The organism is Psychrobacter sp. 28M-43, assembly GCF_014770435.1.
In the GTDB taxonomy this organism is placed as follows: Bacteria; Pseudomonadota; Gammaproteobacteria; order Pseudomonadales; family Moraxellaceae; genus Psychrobacter.
Genome location: NZ_CP061739.1, coordinates 1,850,809 through 1,874,717 on the forward strand (window position 1 = coordinate 1,850,809; position 23,909 = coordinate 1,874,717).

Annotated in this window: 16 protein-coding genes, 1 tRNA gene and 1 riboswitch; of the genes, 8 read left to right on the plus strand and 9 right to left on the minus strand. The window is 43.4% G+C overall.

The window, feature by feature from the left end:
* The first annotated feature begins 169 nt into the window (after positions 1 to 169).
* A complete protein-coding gene (locus tag IEE84_RS07710) occupies positions 170 to 766 on the plus strand; it encodes a cob(I)yrinic acid a,c-diamide adenosyltransferase (RefSeq protein ID WP_191113737.1) in 597 nt (198 codons plus the stop codon).
* A gap of 131 nt (positions 767 to 897) precedes the next feature.
* On the opposite strand, the gene IEE84_RS07715 is transcribed toward IEE84_RS07710, so the two are convergent.
* Positions 898 to 1,836: a hypothetical protein gene (locus tag IEE84_RS07715; protein ID WP_191113738.1), complete on the minus strand. Its 939-nt coding sequence runs from the start codon at positions 1,834 to 1,836 to the stop codon at positions 898 to 900.
* A 331-nt stretch (positions 1,837 to 2,167) separates the two neighbouring features.
* Between IEE84_RS07715 and IEE84_RS07720 the strand changes: the two genes are divergently transcribed.
* The 7 genes from IEE84_RS07720 to IEE84_RS07750 all read left to right on the plus strand — a co-directional run bounded on the left by IEE84_RS07720 (position 2,168) and on the right by IEE84_RS07750 (position 11,530).
* Positions 2,168 to 2,896 (plus strand): glycerophosphodiester phosphodiesterase, encoded by a 729-nt coding sequence (locus IEE84_RS07720; RefSeq protein ID WP_191113739.1) that lies wholly within the window; start codon positions 2,168 to 2,170, stop codon positions 2,894 to 2,896.
* 471 nt (positions 2,897 to 3,367) lie between these two features.
* Positions 3,368 to 4,546, plus strand: a complete 1,179-nt coding sequence (locus IEE84_RS07725; RefSeq protein ID WP_191115423.1) for an acyl-CoA desaturase — start codon at positions 3,368 to 3,370, stop codon at positions 4,544 to 4,546.
* 335 nt (positions 4,547 to 4,881) lie between these two features.
* Positions 4,882 to 6,348 (plus strand): protein adenylyltransferase SelO, encoded by a 1,467-nt coding sequence (locus tag IEE84_RS07730; RefSeq protein ID WP_191113740.1) that lies wholly within the window; start codon positions 4,882 to 4,884, stop codon positions 6,346 to 6,348.
* A gap of 382 nt (positions 6,349 to 6,730) precedes the next feature.
* Complete coding sequence (locus IEE84_RS07735; RefSeq protein ID WP_160021186.1) at positions 6,731 to 9,049, plus strand: NADP-dependent malic enzyme; 2,319 nt, start codon at positions 6,731 to 6,733, stop codon at positions 9,047 to 9,049.
* A 277-nt stretch (positions 9,050 to 9,326) separates the two neighbouring features.
* Positions 9,327 to 10,508: a tRNA nucleotidyltransferase/poly(A) polymerase-related protein gene (locus tag IEE84_RS07740; RefSeq protein ID WP_191113741.1), complete on the plus strand. Its 1,182-nt coding sequence runs from the start codon at positions 9,327 to 9,329 to the stop codon at positions 10,506 to 10,508.
* Between the two features lie 37 nt (positions 10,509 to 10,545).
* Positions 10,546 to 11,358, plus strand: a complete 813-nt coding sequence (locus IEE84_RS07745) for a pteridine reductase (RefSeq protein WP_191113742.1) — start codon at positions 10,546 to 10,548, stop codon at positions 11,356 to 11,358.
* Positions 11,359 to 11,453: 95 nt separating this feature from the next.
* A tRNA-Ile gene (locus IEE84_RS07750) sits at positions 11,454 to 11,530 on the plus strand.
* Positions 11,531 to 11,869: 339 nt separating this feature from the next.
* Here IEE84_RS07750 and IEE84_RS07755 read toward each other — a convergent pair.
* From IEE84_RS07755 to IEE84_RS07790, 8 genes are all read right to left on the minus strand, one after another.
* Positions 11,870 to 12,481 (minus strand): manganese efflux pump MntP, encoded by a 612-nt coding sequence (locus tag IEE84_RS07755; RefSeq protein WP_228724805.1) that lies wholly within the window; start codon positions 12,479 to 12,481, stop codon positions 11,870 to 11,872.
* Positions 12,453 to 12,620, minus strand: a riboswitch (yybP-ykoY riboswitch). (Overlaps the previous gene by 29 nt.)
* 190 nt (positions 12,621 to 12,810) lie before the next feature.
* On the minus strand, positions 12,811 to 15,189 hold the full coding sequence (locus tag IEE84_RS07760) for a TonB-dependent receptor (RefSeq protein WP_191113744.1): 2,379 nt from the start codon (positions 15,187 to 15,189) through the stop codon (positions 12,811 to 12,813).
* Positions 15,190 to 15,397: 208 nt separating this feature from the next.
* Positions 15,398 to 16,039: an RraA family protein gene (locus IEE84_RS07765; protein WP_191113745.1), complete on the minus strand. Its 642-nt coding sequence runs from the start codon at positions 16,037 to 16,039 to the stop codon at positions 15,398 to 15,400.
* A gap of 28 nt (positions 16,040 to 16,067) precedes the next feature.
* On the minus strand, positions 16,068 to 18,182 hold the full coding sequence (locus IEE84_RS07770; RefSeq protein WP_191113746.1) for an IucA/IucC family protein: 2,115 nt from the start codon (positions 18,180 to 18,182) through the stop codon (positions 16,068 to 16,070).
* Between the two features lie 4 nt (positions 18,183 to 18,186).
* Positions 18,187 to 20,121 (minus strand): IucA/IucC family protein, encoded by a 1,935-nt coding sequence (locus IEE84_RS07775; RefSeq protein ID WP_191113747.1) that lies wholly within the window; start codon positions 20,119 to 20,121, stop codon positions 18,187 to 18,189.
* 120 nt (positions 20,122 to 20,241) lie between these two features.
* The gene (locus IEE84_RS07780) at positions 20,242 to 21,741 is read right to left on the minus strand and encodes an MFS transporter (protein ID WP_191113748.1); all 1,500 of its coding nucleotides are present in this window, start codon (positions 21,739 to 21,741) and stop codon (positions 20,242 to 20,244) included.
* Entirely contained in the window at positions 21,741 to 22,343 is a 603-nt protein-coding gene (locus IEE84_RS07785; protein ID WP_191113749.1) for a GNAT family N-acetyltransferase, read from the minus strand. Before IEE84_RS07785 ends, IEE84_RS07780 begins: the two co-directional genes overlap by 1 nt.
* An 80-nt stretch (positions 22,344 to 22,423) precedes the next feature.
* A complete protein-coding gene (locus IEE84_RS07790) occupies positions 22,424 to 23,818 on the minus strand; it encodes a lysine N(6)-hydroxylase/L-ornithine N(5)-oxygenase family protein (RefSeq protein WP_191113750.1) in 1,395 nt (464 codons plus the stop codon).
* Positions 23,819 to 23,909 lie beyond the last annotated feature (91 nt).

The window sequence follows — 23,909 nt, forward strand, 5'->3', positions numbered from 1 at the left end:
AATAAGCCATACCAACGACTGTAACTATAAATCCAGAAAATAAAAAATTCAGACCAAAAACGTCGTGATATAAAACGTAACCCATTATCTTAGCGAAAACAGGCGTAAAATACTACAATGAGCGTGCAACTAACGCTATTCAATCATAAAAACCGTTAAGGATGTAAAGATGGGCAATCGCTTAAGCAAAATATACACACGTACTGGAGATGACGGCAGCACTGGTATGGCTGATGGCAGCCGCCTTAGTAAAGCGGACGATCTATTTAGCGTCATGGGTGACATCGACGAGCTCAACTCGCATATTGGCTTGGTACGTGCGCAACTAAAGCACAATAAAGGGCAATCTATAGAGAAAGAGTTCTCTGAAGCCTTGGTCATCATTCAGCACTTGTTATTCAATATAGGCGGCGAGCTTGCCATGCCAGAATATAAAGGGGTTAATGCCACTCATATTGAATGGTTAGAGCAACAAATAGATATGATGAATGCAACATTGCCGCCGCTGAAAGATTTTATTTTGCCGACGGGTTCTATATTGGTGAGTCAATTACACGTGGCGCGTAGTGTATGTCGCCGTGCTGAACGTCAAGCTGTAATATTGCAGCAGCAGCGTCCACAAGCGATTCGTCGTACTGCCGTCAGCTTTATCAATCGCTTATCTGATTGGTTATTTGTCGCTGCACGCTTTTGTACAGACCCAGAAAAAGTCTCTGAGGTGTTGTGGGACAGTCAAGCATTGAAGACGTTCACTGACAGTCAATAATACAAACTAAGTATTTGATAATAAATACTTAAACGCAAAAAACCCCGCCACATGATTGTTACGGGGTTTTTATTATTCAGCGATAACAATTCGCTCTACTGGAAATCACTATCTCTTATTACAATGACCAATTAATAAGTCGCGCTGTTATCTTCAATGATGATCATATCGATGGTTTCATCTTTAGGTACGGCTTTTGGCGTGGCGGGCTTGCTAGGCTCGGCAGCTGCTGCTTGAGTGTTTGCAGTCGAACTGCTCTGACTTTCAGCAGGCTTATTGATGGTTGGCGGCGGCGTAGGTTCAGTTGGACGAATTGGCTCAACTGGCGTTACGGTTCTTGGCTGACGGATTGGCGCTGTTTGAGTCGTATCGTTGTTCTGCGTTGCGCGGCGCTCAGCAGCACGTTGGGCGCGTTGCTCATCCATTGCAGTTTTAAATACAGAACCTGCCATTACATCTGCAACAACAGTAATCAAAGCAGGCTGACCTGCAATACGCGTACGCACTTGACCGCCTTGAGTACCGACGATGTAAGTGAAAGCGTCATCAACGAGCATATTGTTATTGATACGGATATTGTCTTGCGCTAAACGCGATTGTAGACTTGGCTGATTATTGGCCGCTTGTACCTGACTGGCTTGATACAAGTCTTCACTTGGTAGCGTCATGCTGACACTTGCTTGGCAGGTGGTCATGCCGTTCTCATTGGCTTGTTGCAAGATCGCAGCGTTTTGGACGTCAATGACAACACCATTGGTTTTTTCGCTAACCACACCATTTGCTAAACTGATTTCAGCATCATTTGCATAATTGGCAGCCAATGACTGTGCTTGTTGATTGAGCGTATTCTTTAGAGCTGACTTAAGGCGATCTTGCACCATAGGATCATCACAACTGATCGCAGGCGCAACACTATTTTCAACATCGACCGTCTCTTGTTCTGTTAGCTCTGCCTGCTCAGTAGTGTCTTCTTTATCTGAGCGATCACAGCCTGCAAGCGCCAAACCACATACCAATCCAATCCCAGCAACTTTATGCCACTTGCTCAAACTTATATTTGCTACGCTCATACTAACTCTACTCCCAATTTACAGGTTCGTACCGCCACTGACTGACAGTGTTCAACATTCAAATCGCAACGCTAGCTGCTACAGATATGAAAACCACATCATTATACGGTGTTTAAATCAAATGGTCATTAGTGTAGCCCATGGATATACAAATAGTGCCCCTCATTGTGGAAAAAACCTGCGTTTGGTTGCAAAAACATAACAAACATTCGCAGATTTGGACTTTAAAAAGTCATATTTAAAAAAGTACGGATTGCATCGCAGTTTTTGTTAGACGTCATTGATATGACGCTATATGATTGGGCATAAAAATCATCGATAATTGGTGCATATGATAAATTTTAGAGATACGTTATTATTAGGTCATCGAGGCGCACGCGGTGAAGCGTTAGAAAATACCTTTTCAGGCTTTCAATACTCTCAAAACCTCAAGTCAAGAGGCTTAGCAGGCGTAGAGTTTGATATACAACTAAACGCTGACGGTCACTTAATCGTATTCCATGATGACGATCTAGAGCGTATGTGCGGGCGACAATCACGCATTGATCAGTTAAAGCTCACAGAGATTCAATGCCAGTTGCAGTTTGGCCAACCTATTATGACATTGGCAAGCATAGCGCCTGCGCTCAGTGGGTTTAACGTTGTTGAACTTGAGATTAAGACGCATAGCCGTACCAACTATACAGTATTGATTGCAGCGCTTCGGCAGGCATTTATTAATACATCCCTTGCCAACTTACCAGTTGTATTGACGAGCTTCGATGTCGAGTTACACAACCGTTTGCAACGTCACAGACTATTATCTCATATGCCTCGCGGCTTGCTTATTCGTACGCCAGAAGCGTTGGCAAGCGCGACCAATACCGCATTGCAACTCGGCTGTATTCAACTGGGCATTCATTATCCGCTTTTGACCCAAGCTGTCATCAAGCATAGCCACCGTTATGGATTACCAGTAAGTGCTTGGACGGTTAATGATATTCCCACCATTGAGCAGCTCATCAAATGGCAGACCGATGTCATCATTACGGATTTTCCAAGTCATTTGCTGTTACCTTAACCAAGTTATCCGTACTTTTTTGATATTTAATCATTTTTTCAATAAACGTATTCTTTCCTACATATCTACCCTCCTTGTTACACTTCTCCTTCATGTCTGATAAGTCATTCGTATTTTTGACCAATACATTCTATAATCCATACAAGTTATTGTTATTTAGCAATATTTTTATAGTGTATAAGTGTTCACTTTACACGCTTTTTAAGGTACTATGGTGGCTTAAATTAATACCGTTAGGGATATTATATGATTGCAAAAAAAGCACTTGGCTTACCGCTTAAAGGCTTACGTTTCGCTATCAAATCTGGTGACACGCTTGTAAAGACCGCCAGCACTCAAGTAACGCGTTTTAAAACTCGTTTTGATGAGAAAAAAGCGCAAATGGCGCTTGATGAGCAGCCTGTTGCAAAACGCAATTATGCTAAAGCTTCTGAGCAAGCGGATCTTTCTGCGCAAGAGCAAAGCATTGATATGCGCGAGTTTGAATTTACCAAAGCACCGATCAACTGGATTCCGGCGACTATTTTGGTGGCGACGCCGATTGCTGCTGCTATCATTACGCCATGGTACTTGTTCACTCATCAAGTGAGCGCACCTGTTTGGGGTGTATTTGGTGCCTTTATGGTATGGACTGGTATCAGTATTACGGCAGGTTACCATCGTCTAATGGCGCATCGTGCTTATAAAGCGCATCCAATTGTCAGAAACTTTTTATTGCTTGGTTCTACCCTAGCGGTACAGGGTTCTGCGTTTGATTGGGTTTCTGGTCACCGTACTCACCATCGTCATGTAGATGATCGCTTGGATGATCCGTATTCAGCACAGCGTGGATTTTGGTTCAGTCATATTGGCTGGATGCTACGTAACTACCCTAGCGGCAAGTTCGACTACAAAAACATTCCTGATTTGACTAAAGATAGAGTCTTACAGATTCAGCATAAATATTACGGTCTATGGGTGGTTGCCATGAACGTCGGTATGGTTGCCGCTATCGGTTGGTTGCTTGGTGATGTTTGGGGTACGTTGGTTATCGCAGGCCTATTACGTTTGGTATTGACGCATCACTTTACGTTCTTTATCAACTCGTTCTGCCATATGTTTGGTACACGTCCTTATACAGATACCAACAGTGCTCGTGATAACTTCTTCTTGGCTATCTTTACGTGGGGTGAGGGTTATCATAACTACCATCACTTCTTCCAATACGACTATCGTAATGGCGTGAAATGGTGGCAATATGATCCAACCAAATGGTTAATTGCTGGTTTATCAAAACTTGGTTTAACCTCTGAGCTGCGTACTGTTGATGATACGACTATCAAACATGCAGAAGTACAAATGCAGTTTAAGAAAGCTCAGCAGCAAATCGATACAGCAGCAGTGAGCGGCATTGATCTTCCTCATGCGATGAAGAGTTTCCAAGACCGTATTAAGTTTGAATATGATGCCTTTACGCAGACTGTTGAAGAATGGCAAGCGCTAAAAGCAAAAACTATCGAGCTTAAGAAAACAGAGTTTGCTGATCGTTTGCATGAAGTTGATGATAAGTTAAAGCACGATTATGCCAAAATTGAACAAAAAATCCTTGAGCATAATAGCAATCTAAAAACCGCTTTCCGCTCTATTGGCGCGAACGAAAAAGCTGCTTAATTAATCTCTGATTAGTTTTATAATTTTGAAGCTTCTCCATCCCCCTATCCGTCCTAGATAGGGGGATTTTTTTGCTTATAATTTATCGCTTATGTCATTTTAGCTACTTCTAATGACCTTATTATCATAATAGATGGTCAAATACATCGGCTAAACCGTTGCGACCTCTAATCTAAAAACAATAACAATCACATTCATCACATTCAGTTAATTAAAGACCGAGGAATTTATTTTTTGGTCAGATATTACAAGAGACGGACAGAGTGCAACGATGCCATATGAGAGCTATGCTATAGTGACATTCTCACTTTTATATTTTAATGGAAACGGCCTGTATGCGTTATCAAAACACTTACGTCAACCTAGACACGCGCCTTTATCATGAGCAGCCACCGACGCCACTAGACAATCCTCGTGTCGGTCACTTCAACACTCAAGTTGCTCAGCAGTTAGGCTGGGCAAACGATGAGGAATTGATAACTAATTGGGTTGAGATATTGGGCGGTCAATACGTGCCAGCTGATTTCAAACCACTATCGATGGCATATGCTGGTCACCAGTTTGGACAATGGGCTGGGCAATTGGGCGACGGACGCGGTTTGCTCATGGCGCAGGTACTCGATAATGATGGACAGCCACAAGACTTGCATCTTAAAGGTGCTGGCTTGACGCCCTACTCACGCATGGGTGATGGACGAGCAGTCTTACGTAGTACTATTCGCGAATACCTGTGCGGTCATGCATTGACCCAGCTTGGCATCCCCTCATCTAACGCATTGGGGTTTGTAGTATCTGATACGAGAGTGCGCCGTGAGCGTATCGAAGCTGGGGCGGCGTTGATGCGTGTGGCGGACAGTCATATTCGTTTAGGTCATGTCGAATGGATTGCTAGCTTCGCCCCTGATGTACTGGGTGAGTTCACCGACTATATGATTGACACTTATTATCCAGAATGCCGCGATAGCGAAACGCCTGTCTTGGCTTTCTTGACCGCAGTGGTCGAGCGTACGGCGCGTATGATTGCTGATTGGCAATTGATTGGCTTTGCTCACGGTGTCATGAATACAGATAACTTATCTATAACAGGCAGTACTTTGGACTTCGGGCCGTTTGGCTTTATGGAGCGCTTCAATCCTGCATGGATTAATAATCACTCTGATCACACGGGTCGCTATGCTTATCAGAATCAGCCTGCTATCGGGCATTGGAACCTAAACGTTTGGCTGCCACACTTTATGCGCCTAGAAGGCGTCACTCGTGAGACCCTCTCTGAGTGTTTAACGCCTTACGAAGCAACCTTTATGCAGCACTATCAGCAAGGTCTGTGCCGTAAGCTTGGCCTACCGCATCAAAGAGAAAGCCTCAGCTTGGCCTTTGAATGGTTGACGCTATTAGAAGACAACTTGCTCGACTATACCAATAGCTTCCGCGCCCTACTCGGTTTGGTCGCACCAAAAGATCATCCTTATGAGCAAAAGCTACTGGCTACCATGACCACCGAATTAAGCAGTGATGCGCAGCAAGTATGGCAAGACTGGTCAGCACGTTATCTGGCACAGATCGAGCAGCTGCCACTTGAGCAGGTAGTTGATGACATGACAACCAACAATCCTGTCTATGTCCTTCGTAATAGCATGGCGCAGCGTGCGATTACTGCCGCAGAGCAAGGCCAGTTTGAAGAAGTTGATCGAGTGTTTCGCTTATTAGCCAATCCTTATAGCGTGCAAGATATAGCTAATGATCTAGATAGCAGTGCGCCTGCGCCGGATACACCGCAGATGCCTATTAGCTGCTCTTCTTAGTAGTTGCTTGTCCTAGTAGTTGCTTGTCTTAGCACCTTTTAATTCTGTAATATTTTGAAACATTATGAAATTAAGGTTGATATCTAGACGCATTTTTTGGCATTATCAATGAGATAAATAACGAATATCATTTTATTATATTATTCGCATAATTCATTGTTGTTGACTAGGCAGTGAATTGGCAATAATGCTAGAATGAATATTTCAGCTAGTTTGCTTTTTTGACCTGATCTTTGATCGTCGACCATGATTCTGATGGTCGTGAGTCGTTTAACGTTTTTATACCTTTCAATGATTATCATTCAATGATCTTTGGAGGGTTAGACGTTGTTTTTTATCACCATTTAATTTATTCCAATTTATTCCAACCATGGCAATTATTATGAATGACGATACCACTTCGAATACGGATAACCTCAGTACAGAAAAAGAGCAGTTTGAACAAGCTGCCTTACATTACCATGAGTTTCCACGCCCAGGTAAAATTTCGGTAACCCCTACTAAGCAGCTAGCCAACCAACGTGATTTAGCACTCGCCTACTCTCCAGGTGTTGCTGTACCTTGTCTTGAGATCCAAAGAGATCCAAAACTTGCGTCTAAATACACGGCACGTAATAACCTAGTTGGTGTTATCACTAACGGTACTGCTGTATTGGGTCTGGGTAATATTGGTCCATTGGCATCGAAGCCAGTTATGGAAGGTAAAGGCGTTCTATTTAAGAAGTTCGCAGGTATCGACGTTTTTGATATTGAAATTGCTCAAAATGATCCAGATAAGTTCATCGAAGCGGTTGCCTCACTTGAGCCTACCTTTGGTGGTATCAACTTAGAAGACATCAAAGCACCAGAATGTTTCAAAATTGAGCGCGTACTACGTGAGCGCATGAACATTCCTGTGTTCCATGATGACCAACATGGTACGTCAATCATCGTTGCCGCAGCCATGCTAAATGCTTTGTTGATTACTGGCAAAAAAATCGAAGAGATTAAAATTGTTTGTTCAGGTGCAGGCGCAGCAGCCATTTCTTGCCTAGATATCATTTGCGCACTTGGCGTTAATAAGAATAACATCATTGTTTCAGACTCACGCGGTATCATCAGTACTAGCCGTGAAAACCTTGATGAAACCAAACAGCGTTATGCTCGTGATATCACGGCTACTTCTATCGAAGAAGTCATGGACGATGTCGATATGTTCCTAGGCTTATCAATGCCAGGCACACTATCAGAAGATATGGTTCGCCGTATGGCAAAAGACCCTATCGTCTTTGCACTTGCCAACCCAACACCTGAAATCATGCCAGAATTGGCACATGCGGTACGTCCAGACGTCATCATGGCAACTGGTCGTTCAGACTATCCAAACCAAGTAAACAACGCGCTATGCTTCCCATATATCTTCCGCGGTGCATTAGATGTTGGTGCGACCACTGTTAACGAAGAGATGAAAGTTGCTTGCGTAAAAGCAATCGCTGCGATGGCACACGTTGAAGCCACTCCAACTACCAGCGCTAGAAACATTGAAAAGATGCAAAGTTTTGGCCGTGATTACTTAATCCCAGGCCCTCTAGAGCCAAATCTAATCATTGAGATCGCATCTGCTGTTGCTAAAGCAGCGATGGATTCAGGCGTTGCCACGCTACCGATCGATGACATGCAAGCCTATCGTCAGCGTCTGTCTGAGTTTGTTTATAACTCAGCGTTTGTCATGAAGCCAATCTTTGCTCGTGCTAAAGCCGATCCAAAACGTATCGTGTACTGTGAAGGTGAAGACAACAACATCTTGCTTGCTGTACAAGTGGTCGTTGATGAGAAATTAGCGCAACCTATCTTGGTTGGTCGTCCTTCAGTTATCGAAGCCAACATCAAAAAACTGGGCCTACGTCTAAAAGCTGGTGAGAATATTACCATCGTTAACGTTGATGACGATCCTCGCTACAAAGACTACTGGCAGGGCTACTATGAGAAGAACAAACGCCGCGGTGTAAGCATTGAGCTTGCTCGTCGTGATGTTCGCCGTAAGACGACTTTGATTGGTTCTTTGCTGGTCGAAAATGGTGCAGCAGATGGCATGGTATGTGGCACATTTGGCCATTACCAATTGCATCTAAAGTACGTTGAAAGCGTCATTGGCAAAAAACAAGGTATGAACGACTTCTATGCGATGAATGCAGTACTCATGCAAGATCGTAATATCTTTATCGCCGATACCTATGTTCATGAAGATCCAACAGCTGAGCAATTGGCTGAAATGACTGTCTTGGCAACGGATCAGCTACGTCGCTTTGGTATTACGCCACGCGTCGCGCTAGTGTCTCATTCTAACTTTGGTGCTTCAGATCGTGCCAGCGCTGTCAAAATGCGTAAGGTTCATGAGCTATTGACCAATATGAATGTCGACTTTGAGTTTGAAGGCGAAATGCAAGGTGATGCCGCGCTTAACGAAAATATTCGTCTAAACGATATGCCATCAAGCCCGTTAAAAGGTGCAGCGAACCTGCTTATCTTGCCAACCCTTGATGCCTCAAACATCGCTTTCAACTTGCTTAAAACAGCGACTGGCAGTGCTTCTATTGGCCCTATCCTATTAGGCACCAATAAGCCAGTCCACATATTGACGCCATCAGCGACAGCACGTGGTATCGTCAATATGACTGCATTGACCGTCACTGAAGCGCAAGACCTAGAAAACGAAAAATAGTCATATATCATACCCAGTATGAATGCACTATATCGGTTTAATATAATTTGGATATGAGGAAGCCGAGTGAAAGTACTACAAATAGTAGACTGATCGAGGCTGACACCGGACCCAATTTATAGAGGATTGACTATATTAAGAAGGGCTCTGTCATCCATTGACAGGGCCCTTCTGCTATACTAAAACCAGTCAATGCAACTTATAGAGCATTGGCTGTTTTTTTGATTTATAAAAATTGGGCTAGCAATATAAAGCTCGATAATAACAAGAGGCTTCTATGCAAATTTACCTCGTAGGCGGTGCTGTACGCGATCGACTGCTCGAGCGCCCTATCAAGGATAAGGACTTTGTCGTCGTTGGCGCTACTGTGGCAGAGATGATTGATGCAGGGTTTCAACAAGTGGGCGCTGACTTTCCTGTGTTTTTGCATCCGACCAGTCATGAAGAGTATGCGTTGGCACGTACAGAGCGCAAGCAAGGCTCAGGCTACAAAGGTTTTAGCGTACATGCCAGTCCTGATGTTAGTCTAGAGGATGATTTGCGCCGTCGTGATTTAACCATCAACGCGATGGCAATCGAAGTTACCAGCTTAACTGACGACACCCCTATTGACGGACAGGTCATCGACTACTATGGCGGACTACAAGACTTAAAAAACAAAACATTACGCCATGTGTCTAATGCTTTTAGTGAAGACCCATTACGTGTACTTCGAACAGTGCGCTTCTATAGCCGTTACTACGATTTGGGGTTCACCATCGCGGATGACACTTTAACGCTAATGCGTCAATTGGTTGATACAGGAGAGCTGGCTCACTTGAGCGCCGAGCGTGTCTGGCAAGAATCAAGCCGTGCGACTATGCAACTATCACCGCAAGTCTATTGGCAAAAACTGTTTGAAATTGGTGCACTCACAGAGTATTTCACGCCTTTGCATCACGCTTGGGACAAAGTCCAAATAAGAGAAACAGTGCAGACAGCGTTATACTTTGCAGGACAGATGCATTTAAATTTATCACAGCGTTGGGCGCTACTAATGACTAGCCTGTCTTCATCATTATTTAATAGCGAAAACTCTGAGTCTCCGTCTAACGTATCAACCGCTATAAAAAATATTAACGCTATCGGTAATAAAGCCAAAGTCCCAAAAGCACATACTCAGTTCGCGACTTTATTCGCTCAGCAAGCTGACAAACTAAGCACAATAAACAGCCTAAATGCGGCTGAAAAAATTGATCTAATCCAAGCCTGCGGTGCGCATAAGGAGCCTGATAAGCTCTCTCAACTGCTAGTGTGCAGTCATGTGTTACAGCTAGCAACACAGCACCGTCAGATGATGCTGGCATTGAATAGCTTTCATGTAATCGGTATGACAGATATTGCATCAGATCTTAAAGGCCCCGCTATTGGTACAGCCTTACGCCAAAGTAGGATTGAACACTTGCAAGCGCAACAATGATATAGACACGCGCACTAGAGAAAAAAGTAATATTGCTATGGACCAAGAACTTAATGCCTACCAAGCAGAAAATATAAATAACCAAGCGCCAGTGATGCTTGTCACAGGTAGTGCTAGGCGCATTGGGGCGGCTATTGTTAAAGCGGCTCATAGGCAAGGTTACCGCGTCATTATTCATTGTCACCGTAGTGAACGAGACGCTAATGATTTAGCTGACCATCTGAACGACATCCGTGCTAATAGTGCAAAAGTTATCGTTGCTGACTTGACAATAGTTAATGATAAAACAGCTTTAGACAGCTTTGTTGGAAGTATTATAGAGGCGTTTGGACAGCTTGATGTACTGGTGCATAATGCCTCACGGTTTTATCCTAGCCCACTCGGTAGTATCAATCATGCACAGTGGGATGAGTTGCTTTTGACCAATGCCAAGGCCCCTTTATTACTAAGCCAAGCCCTATTACCTTATCTAAAGCAACAACAAGGCTGTATTGTCAGTTTATTGGACATACACGCGCATGATAGACCGTTTAACAACTATACTGTCTATAACATGGCAAAGGCTGCGCATCGAATGATGGTACAGTCGCTAGCGTTAGAGATGGCGCCAGAAGTACGGGTCAACGGGGTGGCACCTGGGGTCAACATTTTACCTGACCCTACTAGCGACCAAGCTATTGATAATGAGCAACAACAACGTATCATCGATGCTATCCCTATGCAGCGAATAGGCCAACCTGATGAGATTGCTCATAGTGTGCTGTATCTTATGCAGGCAAATTATGTCACAGGAGAGATCATCACCGTGGATGGAGGTCGTAGTCTAACCATAGCTGGTGGTCACCTGTAATACGGAAATACGGCTCAATAAAAAATATCTTGATTACTGCCTATCTTTTACTTGAAAAATTAAAAAAATCAGGTATCATTGTGCGTCTAACGTTAGGGCCCATAGCTCAGTTGGTTAGAGCAGAGGACTCATAATCCTTTGGTCGTAGGTTCAAGTCCTACTGGGCCCACCACATTTAAGTTTTAATAAAAAAGACCTTCAAGAGATTGGAGGTCTTTTTTATTGTCTACTGTTTTTTTAGTAAATAACAACCATGTTTATAAGCATAGATATAGGCACTTTATTCAAGCCTCTTCGCTGACAACGGATAATTATTGATAGTTTTGTAGTGCTGTGTTTTTCAGACCTCTTGCGAGCCGCTATAGCGTAATGTGCTAGTTTTGGACCCAAAAAGCCTAACTATTAATATAGATAGGCTTTTCTTAGATAAACAAGTGCCTTGCCTCTACAAGTCAGTAATAAATTTATACACGTAATGACCATCTGTTCGTAGTAGACAGTTTTTATATCATCATTGAAGATGGCTTAATAAAATCCATGCACCGATGGCAATTAGCATCACACCACCAAATATTTCAGCTCTATGACCGATTAATGAACCTAACACCTTGCCTAACATCACCCCTAGCGTGACCATTACTGTAGTGGCCAAGCCAATAAGACCTGCCGCCAGTAAAATATTGACCTTTACAAATGCTAGGCTCACACCGACAGCCATGGCATCGATGCTGGTACCAAATGCAGTCAAAGCAAGTTTGAAAAAAGAATGTCTCGACGGTGCTTCTGCCGTTTCATCACTTGGCTTCAGTCCCTCATATAGCATGTGCAGACCTAGCGCAAAAAGTATGACAAACGCGACCCAATGATCCCACGCCTCAATAAAAGACGCATCTATAAAGGATGTGGCAGAGTGACCAATTAACCAACCAATAATAGGCGTGATCGCTTCAATGGTGCCAAAAATAACACCCATTCTGAAAGCTTCGGTAAAACGAGGGTTTTTAAGACTTGCGCCTTTACTGACTGCCACAGAAAAGGCATCAGTAGACATAGAAAGCGCAAGTAATAGAAGTGCGATAGGATTCATGTGATTTTCTCTGGTCGAGTATAGAGTCCACGACATAGCCACACCCCCGACCTGCAGTGTAGATATATCGATGGTCTCGCCAACCGAGAGGTGTTCGCACCATGGCATGTGGCCAAGTATGTTGATACGAACGCTTTCGCAGTACGAAAGCAGGCTACTCCCCAAAGAGAGATTAGATTAGCATTGATACGCTATAAGTCAATCATAAAATGCCAAAAAATAATTTTTGCACCTGATAAAGCGTAAAGTTAGAAACGCTAGCAAATACTCTTGGAGCAGATGAATTTTTTAGAGAGTTATGAACATAAAAAAACCCTTCACGCTAAATTTTCATAGCCTGAAGGGTTTTTTATGTGTGGCGCCTTTTAGTAATCGACGGTATAGCTTAAGCCATAAGTCGTGCCTGATGCAGGTAAGCGGTTTAAATCACCAAATGTGGTTTGATGATAGACCGTTAGATAGTCTTTATTAAGCAAGTTATAAACGCCATAGTCTACTCGGCCGACTGGCATATTTACTTGGCCCAATATATCAAGGGTCATATAACCAGTGACAGGTAAGGCACTAGAGTCAGGGTCTTTTTGTTGGTCTTTAAAAGCCTTGTCATCACCGCCGATTGCCAATGCTTGCAGACGAATATTGCTGCCTTCATCGAAGTTATACTGAGCAAATGCCGTACCTTTTAGCGGTGTTAGACGTACTGCATCAAGCTCTAGCCAATCACCGTCTTTGTCATATTGACCACGGGTATAGGCCACACTACCGCCTACTTGCCATTGGTCACTGATATCATGACTAAGCGACCCTTCTACCCCATAGACACGCTCATCGGTATCGACGACTTCTACGGTATAGCTGTCAGTAAAGCGCACAACTTTATCTGATTCGTTGTAAAAACCACTCAAGCGTGCTGCTGTATCGCCATGTTTGCCTTGCCAACCAAACTCGTAGTTGTTGATCGCGATCGGTTGTACGTTGTCTGAGTTGACCACAAACCCTGCACGTACATCACGCAGCGCACGCTGGATATCCGCTGTGGTGAACCCTTGTGAAAAATTAGCAAAGATTTGGTCATTTGGTGTTATCTGATAGCTAGTACCGAGATTAAACAAGGTTTTGTCGTGGTCTGTACTGCCTTTTTCTACGTCGCCTGCTTGATAGTCAATGCCATAAGCTGCGCTTGTTCCACTGATAGCAGGGCTATTAAAATACTCTTCAAGCAGTTGCTCATAGATGGGCGTAAAGGTATCAGTCTCAGATTTTAGCTTTTGGTAACGCACACCAGCGCTAGTATGCCACTTGTCGGTTATATCTACGTCTGCATTGACAAAAGCACCCCATTTATCGATGGTGGTATCTGGTCCACCATTGTAGGTAAGCCCATTGGTTTGGGCGGTCAAGCCATTGCTAGCAAGGAACGTATTTAGGTCTTGACCATAGTAAGTTTGCTCACTGTTTTCGCGCTCGAAATCAGCGCCGTAGCTAAACAGCGTCTTTTTACCTACGATTTCAGTTTCGGTTTGCATGGCTGCTCGCAAGCCCATTACTTCAATGTCAGCTTCTGACTGGGTTACAAATACTGCGGCACTGGTAAGCTTATTCACGGTTTTTTCATCATTCAAACCATTGGCCTGCCATACTTCAGCCGCTTGGGTTGCTGCGCTCTTAGCAGAAGGATAAAAACGGCCTTTTTCATCTCTATAATAGCCCGTTACACTTAGGCTTGACCCTGCAATATCGTCATTATTGTAGTTCAAGTTCATTGAGGTCTTAGTGGTATAAGGCTCGTTCTCTACGTTGGCACCATCGATAGCTTTTAAGGAAGGTTTTGCGCCAAATAACACTGCCAAACCATCACCATAATCTGGGCCGTAGTCGGTGTCTTGTTCATCTTTGTAGTAAGTCACTGCAAGATCAAGACGTTGGCTGTCAGTGAGCTCTACACCCAAGCTACCATTTACACTTAGCGATTCGGTATCTTGCTGGTCAGTTTGGTTGACATCTGGGCTGATTCGATTGCCTTTGCTATCAAACTTGCCGCCTTTATTATCATAATCAACATCTAAGCGACCATACACTCGCTCGCCGCCATATCCTAAGGTTTGCCCCACATGATAGCCCAATGAGTCTGACTCAAAACCGCGACTGCTACTGACACCGACTCTAGTCTGTCTGATAGGGCCATAACCTACCAAAGATTTGGTCACAAGGTTAATCAGGCCACCTGCTGCACCAGCACCGTAGATACTGGTAGCACCTGAGAGTACCTCTACTCGCTCAAGCTGCGCAGGATCGATACTATTGAGCTCGCGTGAAAGACTACGTGAACTGCTTAAAGGCACACCATTCAATAAGAACTGTACAGGGCGACCGTGCATGGTCGTACCATAGTTACTGGTAGAACCACTACTAGCACCCAGACTCGGTATCAATTGTGCCAAGATATCACCAGTGGTACGGTCACCCGTTGCCTGCATCTGAATCTCGTTTTCAGTAATTACTTGGGTGACTGCCGGCATTTCACTAATTTTCTGTGCCAATGCCGTGCCCGTTCTGGCTTTGGCCGTGACATTGATAGTGTCTAAAGTCACATTAGGCGTCTCGTTAGACACTGTACTTGAAGCCAGTTCCGCTGAATCCTGCGCATTTAATGAAACGTCTACTGCATTGTCGGTTTGTGCATATAATTGCTGACTAATACAAAGGGTAAGAACAGATAGAGCAACTTGATGATGGCTTTTCATAATTTTTTCACTTAGGTTATTTCACTTAGTTGAATAAATAAACAGTGATATGAGTAATATTTAGCTAATAATACTGTGTGTACTAACTTTGTGAATAGTATTGTAAATGATAATCGTTTTTATTTCTATATGTATTTACATCTTGTTAGTAAACGCTTATTTGTACTGTTTTCAGATATCGTTGACTATTTAACCTCTGATATTTTTATTAGTTATTGAACAGTTTATCTAGCTCATTGTTACGATAGACCTCAAAAAATCGCTGAAATTTCATCTCATCTTCTTCATGCTTCTTTTGACAGCCTGATAATAGCTGCTGTGCTACATCAACAGATAATATAAATACGCCGTCATTATCCATAATGGCAATGTCGCCTGAACGAATCGTCGTTGCCTGCTCACCGAAGCGATAGGCAATATCGGACGCCAGCGTGCCTTGTGCTTGAGTGCTCTTGAATGTGGTCACAGCGCTGATACCCTGCGCAAACACAGGGAAACCTAACTGCTGAATCTGTAGCGAATCAGTCGCTTGCCCAATGATAATGACCGCCGATAGCTTCTCGTAGACAGCAGCACAAGTACGCAATGCTCCCCAACAGGCTTTGACACCCAATACCTGAGAATCAATACATAACACATCATTAGGCGCTGCTTGAATCAATGCTTGGTTGATCACATCCGTGTTGTCAGAGGTTAGTTGCACCGTCAACACTCGGCCGACTATAGTATTTGCGCAAGGATTAAGCGGTTTTATATCTGGTAAATACCCTTTCCCAGTCAGATGACCAATGGTAGAGGTACCTATCTCTTTATAACTGTCTATAAGGTCGCGAATATCAATATCATTCATTATGTTCTCATTATGGTATTTCATAATTTTACCCACTGTTCTTGACACGCTTGAATGGGTTGATCGTTTTACTTTCTCCAGCGGGCATACTGCCATGAGGGTCAGAGCCACGTGCAATCACAGGCAATAGCAATGTTTTATGCGGGTAATGTGAACTTTTTAATAACTCGTCACGAATAATCTGACGTTGATCGTCATCAAAATCGATAGTCACCAAGGATTCCTCGATACTTATCATTGCCTCGTGCCACAGCGCATCTTCATTAATATGATAGTGCTCAACCAATGACTCGATAATCGCTCGGATATTAACTAATAACCCTAGCGACTGTAGATAGAATATCAGTGCTTGCGGCGTCTCGCGATATAGACGGTTTTTAAAATCTGGTGGGCTTAAATACTCAGGATCTGCTATTTGATGACGTGCCAGCCATGGTAGATGGATACGTACGGAGTCATGGTCACGCAATAATAGACTGGTAAAACGATTATCCTTTAATACGATAACAATATTTTGCCCGTGCATCTCAGGCGCAAACCCTAGGCGTAGACAGCGCAGCATCGTCCCCAAAAATACATCACAAAAATTCTTAAAGCACGCTATGACAGCAAGTTTTTTATTCTGTAGCGCGCCTTCGATGCTATCTCGAGCACTGTTTTGGCTACTATTCTGGGTAGTACTATGAATACCCTCCTGAACAATGTCGTCAAAAACATGATGGCGGACACCTTGCTTGTAGACCAACATGCCTAAGCTTGCCATTGGTAACAGTCGAATCGAATCGTCACACATATCTGCTGGTAGTTGGCGTAGCATCGCGCCTAGATGCGTGGGTTTTTCTTGATAAAAATAGGGATTGATAGCGCTTTTATCATGCAAATGAGACGGAGACATATAACCCCACCATAGGCGCTCATCCCATAACCGTAGCTGCGAGGATAGATCGGAGTCTAACGTTCTTGCCTGCATCAATATGGTTTGATTTTTTTCACCATTGATCAGCTTGAGGGCTGGTAAGTAACGCTTTGAGTTCAGTGCATATACACCTATAGGCAGCTTAATGCTATTTGGCGTATCCGTATCAATCAGCATACTGCGCATAGATGAGCTGGCATAAGTGATGAGTGCATTAAACTTTAGGGCGACAACTGTGCCATTGGCAAGATCGTCGGCATATATGTCATCAACCACATGAGTCATTTGCCAGGGATGTACGGGCATCGCAATGTGCGTGTCTGCAATACCTTTATCGTCTAGCTCTCGCATCAACTTCTGCTGCTGCGTTGTGTCCAAAAGATAAGTCGCTGGATTTTGCGTTGCTGTGTTTTTAACATGCTCTGCCACCATGATATGGCTATTGGCAATGGCGACCCATACCAGATTGATAGGCTGATTAAACTCTGCCATATAACGTTTGTATTCTGTTGCTGTGAATCCTAACTTGCCCTTTGCCAGTGGATGAAATGGACGATCCATGAGCGATGCCCACTGCTCCGCTGCAATCAATGTTTGATGCCAATGCGGATACTGACAAACTGTAGTCGTGATGTTTGCCGTTGCCGACTGTTGCTGAGCTATAAAAGAAGCCTCTAAGCTTTCTTTTAGCTTTAAGACACCGATATCAGACAACGCTGTACTATCCATCATTGATAAAAATATATCTAACAATTGCTGTGCTGAACTTACTGGCTCTAGCAAAGCGCTATCTACATGATGGCTATTATTAAGGATGCTATTAAGATTGCTGTTAAGACTGATATTAACGTTATATATGACAGGCAGACAGAATTTAGATAGTCGCCACGGTGACGCGTAAGCAGGCTCGACCAATAGTAATAACTGTCTCTCTTGGTCAATCTTCATTACCATTAATTGGTTATCTTGGTCAAAGAAGTCTTGATACTGCTGTGGTAGCGACGCTAAAAATTGATGCGCATCTTGCGCTTGAGTCCTCTGATGATTCGCTAAATACTCAGCGGTGGTTGTCACTTGAATAAGGTGCTCATCCACCCACTGCTCTAATAGAAAGCACTCTACTAAATGGCTAATCAACGACCATTGGATGGCCTCGATATCTGGTTCAGGATTTACATCAAGGTGGTTTTTTTTCACAGAATTTTGTACAGGAAATAAGGTATGCATCGTCTTACCCCTGACTTTTAAACAATGGGTTGTTAATATATTTAATCGGGAATGCTTTATCTCCGAATAATCGACGCTTAGCTAATGACTCAATGCGCGTTTGTTCAGCGAATATATCAAACAAGTCAAACCGTATTTGATGCTCTGGATGGGAGGTTTGATAGTCTGTCACGCAGTCAGCAACCTGTTGCCAAAATGCCATTTCAGAATAGTTATAATGCGTCTGCATAAAAATTGCGATATCTGACAACGCCACAAAAAACAAGCAAGCAACCGTCATATCCCGAATGCCATCGGTATCTTCGGTCTCGATGAATGAGCCTCTATTCAAGGCAGCATGAGCAGGTGGCAAACTATAAAAGTCTGGACGCAAGTGTTGTTGGGTTAAATGCGCGGGTGAATAACGAACCCCATCATGCAAGTCTTTTAATAATATCTTGATGGGATAGCCATCTTCATGTACCAAGACGATGTTTTGCGCATGGCACTCTAATGCCACACCATAACCAAATAGGATATGTAATAAAGGGGTGACAGTGACATTAATTAACTGCGCAATCCATGTCTCTACACCATATTTGTCAAGCCAAGGGGCTATAAGATGCGAGCCATCAGCATTGACATAACTGACACCATTGAGCGGAAATGCTGTTTGATCTTTAGATAGATACTGGTTAACGTTTTCTCGCCAAATCGCAGCTAGCCCGCCATACATATTTGGATGCTGATAGCCACGTGTGCGTAACGCCTCATGATCTAAACTAACGCCAACGGTCTCACCTAAAAATGCAATGGGTAATGCTTTGGCAGTCTTGTCATCTGCAATCAGTTGATTCAACCAAGTGGCAACAACAGCCGCATTCATCACGGTATGCTTTGCCAGTATTCGCGTGCTAGAGGTATTAATCAGATGCATACTCAGCTTTAGGTAGGCTTTATCATTAATAGTGTCATTATTACCATCGTCATCGCTATTACCAAGCATCGTCAATGAGCGAATAGACTGCTGAGCGCGGTACTGATGACCTGCACTACCTAAGTAGATAACTTCTTGCGTGGCAAGCAATGGTTGTAATGCTTGAATTAAGGTATTTTGCCATTGCCAAGGATGCGCAGGTATTAGGTAATAATTATTAGCCGTACCTTCGTCTTGCTTATTTGCGATTGCAAGTACTTCTATGAATTTAGCATTAAGTGCATAAAATTCATCAGCACCCACATAATTTTTCACCCATTCATTGATATCGATACCAGTAGTGGTATTGCTCACCAGTAGCTGTTTTTTGACCGCCAACCACACTACGTCGATGTTTTGATCAAACTCTGGGCCATAGTTATAGTTGTCTTGTAAATCAAAACCAATACGAGACTTAAAACACGGATGATAAGGATGCCCTGCCGTCAAATAGCCTTCGAGTTGCTCATAAGTGAGCATATCAATAGGCACGGGTATATTAGAAGCTAGTATCTGAGATTGTGTTTCATTCACTAAGGTATGACGCAGCTCTTTGATAAAGCTGCCTTTGAGTTCTGCACCTTCAATATTGAGCAAGATATCACTAATCACATGCTCAAGAATGGCGTCTTGGGCAACACCGTTAACCACTCGCTGTACATTCAGCTCATTCAAACGAATGATGTCAAAACTATAATGAATATGGCCTTGCGCGGTATAATGGACATCATTACCTGCTTTACCTACTTTTATAACAAAATTCAGCAGCGTCTCATTATCAGTACTGTCATGAGCGTTGTTCGCACTTTCAAATTCAAAATCAATAATATTTTCATATAGTAATGCTTGTAGCAATTGCTTAATCACTCGTTGCTCAGCGCGTGCGATAATTGGAGAATTAACAGGTGCTTGCCACGGTTTAGTTGCATAAGTGACATTTGCACTATTATTATTTTTGGTATAGTTTGCTAGATGATTGGACATAGATATAAGCTTCCTGTCTGAAAATTGAATCAAATAAAAGTATGAATTTAGATGCATATAAAGCGAATGATAATTACTTACGTTAATAAGTTAAAGTAAACCCCGATATGGGGTATTTGTTTATGGGGATCGTGGTAATTTGCACGCTGAAGGGATTGTGAATAATAAAATCACCGCGATGACCACCAGTATTTCTTGGATCGCGCTTGCCATGCCGTCACTACTACCTGCTGCTAATAACTGCGCACTTCGACTGCCTATATAAAGGGTCGACAGCGTGATAAATATAGTAGAGATGATGCGGCGACTGATGTTATTAAGGGCAGCTCCCTCAGTGACAGAGTCTTTGGGTAAGCTGCTAAACCCTACCGTTGTGGTTGGTAGATACGCCAAACCTACCCCAATACCTCGTACACTCATAATTAGCATTAATAGCCAAAGCGTGGGCTGATACAAGCACCATGCCAACATCAGGGTAGATAGCGCACTAATCGCAATTCCTACGATGCCAATCCCTCTGGCACCTTGCTTATCTACCATCTTGCCAGCGTAATGCGTGGTGATACTGGCCACGAGCGTCGCGACCATCAGGACAACACCTGTCCATAAAGCACTCTCGCCCATCACGTCTTGTATCAATACGGGCAATAGTAAGAGACACAGCATCAAACCAACTGTTTGGCTAATACTAATGATATTACTGTGCAAATAGGTTTTATTACGGAACAAGCGCACGTTTAATAATGGATATTTCTGACGCCGCTCATAGGCCCACCAAACCATTGCGGACAGTAAAAATCCGACAGACAATAAACCCAACGTGGCTATCTTTAATAAGCCGTCACTACTTAGTAGCCCGCCAGTGAAGTCTACCTTCAGCGTGCTCAGCCAAACCATCATCGCAAGCAGCCAAGTGAGTAAGCTGATAAACCCGATGGTATCGAAAGGGCTTTTTTCATCATGTGAGCGCATGTCCGGTATTAACCACAACACCATCGCCATGACCGCCACACTGAGTGGCAGGGTAATGGCAAACAATGTCCACCACGCAAATTGCTCAACCAAATAAGCACCGACCAAAGGGCCAAACGCCAACGACATCATAATAACAATGCCCCATAGCGCCATTACTCTACCGTGCTGCTTCTGCGGATAAATCTGATATAGCATACCAATAGACAGCGGGATAATCAGACCGCCACTCAGTCCTTGTATGGCTCTGGCAATGATGACAAAGCTCATGCTAGACGCCAGCATGCCAATGACTGAGCCCAGCATAAATCCAAAAATTGCCGCCAAATAAACATGCTTAAACGGAAACTTTTTGTTTAAGTAGCCACTCAGCATCAGCCCTACACTCATGGCCAAGACATAAGCATTTAACACCCAGCCACCCATCACGATATCGACATCAAACACCGACATAAAGACAGGAATCGCTGGATTGAGCGCGCTATTGCTAAAGCTGACCACCGTACCGCCAAGCAGTAGTGTCAGGAATACCTGCTGTACTTGTTTATCGGTAAAGCCATTACTACTACTATTCGAGGCTTCGTTTATAGGAGACTCATTTGTAGATGCCTTATTTATAGGAGCTTTATTTATAGGGGCGTTGCTCATTAAGCAGTGGCACCATAGAAATTGAGATAACCTCTAGATTCTAAAAACTCATCGCGATTGCAAAAATATAATGAGGCGGTTTTTTCTGGCATCTCAATCAGACGTTGTACTCTATAAGCGAAGCTATCAGCAATCCATTGATACACCTCAACCTTACTATCCGGCTCGACTACGATTTTTTTGGCCTCAGTATGCTCAAATATAAACTTGCTGATCATCATACCTGTTGGCTTTAGATAGCCTTTGCCAACCACCGCTGGATCACCAAGCAAAATATGCCAGCCCATGTCCGTCTCTTTGGCTTTGTAATAATGAGATAACCGGTCACGAGCCGTCTCATAAATCTCTGTATAACCAATCGGCTTATCATCACAAATTATAAGGTAGAGACGCTGATGGTCATCGGCCAGCATTTTTTCAAAATGGGTTTTTAGCTGCGGCATCGGGAGATGTAGCTGCCACTGATCGACCACATGCTCAGCATGCATCCATTTATACAGCAATGGCATATCATCTGGGTATTTGACAGGTCTCAACGCAAACGTCTTTTGATAAGCTTCAATGCTAAACGTATCGGGTAGGTTTTGGGTGATAGTCGGCATGACTTGCTCCTAATTATTATTTTGTTAGATGATTAATATTCTCTAATATCGTTTCTGTTAAATATGAGTCTTATAAAACACTACGCGCCAAAATTTTGAAAAACTTTTAAGGCCTCGGTATCGTAAGTCTGCTCACCTGTTAACTGATTGACGATACACCCTGCTCGATAAGCACCCAGCCCCAAGTCTGGTGCGCCAACGCCATGAGTATGGACCTCTTGGTTTTGTACAAAAATATTGCCATCAGTCGCGATGTCTTTTTGATCCGTCAGCACATATTTCAGCACATAGTCTCTATCAATGACTGGCTGATCAAACTCATCGTGCGCGATGCTAGGCAGTATCGTGTTTAAACACTCAGGCAGACCGTAACGATAGCCTGTACCAGCAATCACACAATCATACTCAGCAGTAAAATCTTGATTCTGTTCACGCTGTCTACCTACCAGTTTTATGGTGTCTGTCGGCTCTGGCACTTCTAGCATTGTTGTCAGCGTTGCCTCAACCACTTCACAGTTAGACAGCAACGTCGAATACAAATCTTGATTGGTAATACTGCGCTCATAGAGACGATGATAAATATCGCGTATGGTCTCAAAGCCCATGCCTTTATAGAGCAGGTCTTGCTTGGCAGTGACTTGGGGTTTGGTTGCTGAGTCTAACTCATAAAAGTAGTCTGTATAAGCCGGACTAAAATGCTCCAAACCTAATGGGGAATACTCCATGGGGAAAAATCCTGCCGAGCGCGTCATCCAATCTAACTGAAACTTAGGGTTGTCATTAGTACTATCATCGCCATCAAACTGCTGATCAAACAGCGTTCGATACACCTCTGCTGAGGACTGCCCAGACCCCAGTACCAATATTTTGGTCAGCTTGCCCTCAGTCTTGGTGCTAGTCAGATCAAGGCTACTAGCATTGAGGCTGTCCAAGTCAAAATTGTCTGCAAAATGGGCAGTGTGCATACAGCGGTTAGGCGCTTGTTTGGCAATATCTTGCAGCGATGGTGGTAGCGTGGCCTGTGTGCCTGTTCCTATAACTAAATTTTTAGCATGATAGGTGTTTTGTGTACCTTGTTCAGAGACTGTCACTAAAAACCCATCATTATTGTCATCAAATGCCACGTCGATCACTGCCGCATCAAAATTCAGACTATCCAGTTGCTCTGCTACCCATTGGCAATAGTGATTGTATTCTTTACGATAAATTTTAAACTCTTCTAAAAAGTAAAACTTAAGCAATCGCTGCTGGGTATGCAAATAATTCAAAAAAGAATAAGGACTGGTTGGGTCTATCAGTGTCACCAAGTCTGCCATAAAAGGCACTTGCAGTGTGGTGCTCGGCAAGATCATGCCTTTATGCCAATTAAACTCAGCCTTTTGCTCAAAAAACTTGGCGGTTACGTCGGTCTTTGTCAGTAATGCCGCCAAACTTAAGTTAAACGGCCCTACGCCAATCCCAATAATATCTAACACGGTCGCCCCTTAGTGATTTGATAGTTACGTTAATTCTGCTGCTAGTTCTTGTTGAACCCTAACTTCTATCGTGTGCTTATCTTTGCCGTCT

What these genes read in the sequence shown, in the direction of transcription:
- IEE84_RS07710 (WP_191113737.1), top strand. Translation starts at nt 170, where the DNA reads ATGGGCAATCGCTTAAGCAAAATATACACACGTACTGGAGATGACGGC.
- IEE84_RS07715 (WP_191113738.1), bottom strand. Translation starts at nt 1,836, where the DNA reads ATGAGCGTAGCAAATATAAGTTTGAGCAAGTGGCATAAAGTTGCTGGG.
- IEE84_RS07720 (WP_191113739.1), top strand. Translation starts at nt 2,168, where the DNA reads ATGATAAATTTTAGAGATACGTTATTATTAGGTCATCGAGGCGCACGC.
- IEE84_RS07725 (WP_191115423.1), top strand. Translation starts at nt 3,368, where the DNA reads ATGCGCGAGTTTGAATTTACCAAAGCACCGATCAACTGGATTCCGGCG.
- IEE84_RS07730 (WP_191113740.1), top strand. Translation starts at nt 4,882, where the DNA reads ATGCGTTATCAAAACACTTACGTCAACCTAGACACGCGCCTTTATCAT.
- IEE84_RS07735 (WP_160021186.1), top strand. Translation starts at nt 6,731, where the DNA reads ATGAATGACGATACCACTTCGAATACGGATAACCTCAGTACAGAAAAA.
- IEE84_RS07740 (WP_191113741.1), top strand. Translation starts at nt 9,327, where the DNA reads ATGCAAATTTACCTCGTAGGCGGTGCTGTACGCGATCGACTGCTCGAG.
- IEE84_RS07745 (WP_191113742.1), top strand. Translation starts at nt 10,546, where the DNA reads ATGGACCAAGAACTTAATGCCTACCAAGCAGAAAATATAAATAACCAA.
- IEE84_RS07755 (WP_228724805.1), bottom strand. Translation starts at nt 12,481, where the DNA reads ATGTCGTGGACTCTATACTCGACCAGAGAAAATCACATGAATCCTATC.
- IEE84_RS07760 (WP_191113744.1), bottom strand. Translation starts at nt 15,189, where the DNA reads ATGAAAAGCCATCATCAAGTTGCTCTATCTGTTCTTACCCTTTGTATT.
- IEE84_RS07765 (WP_191113745.1), bottom strand. Translation starts at nt 16,039, where the DNA reads ATGAATGATATTGATATTCGCGACCTTATAGACAGTTATAAAGAGATA.
- IEE84_RS07770 (WP_191113746.1), bottom strand. Translation starts at nt 18,182, where the DNA reads ATGCATACCTTATTTCCTGTACAAAATTCTGTGAAAAAAAACCACCTT.
- IEE84_RS07775 (WP_191113747.1), bottom strand. Translation starts at nt 20,121, where the DNA reads ATGTCCAATCATCTAGCAAACTATACCAAAAATAATAATAGTGCAAAT.
- IEE84_RS07780 (WP_191113748.1), bottom strand. Translation starts at nt 21,741, where the DNA reads ATGAGCAACGCCCCTATAAATAAAGCTCCTATAAATAAGGCATCTACA.
- IEE84_RS07785 (WP_191113749.1), bottom strand. Translation starts at nt 22,343, where the DNA reads ATGCCGACTATCACCCAAAACCTACCCGATACGTTTAGCATTGAAGCT.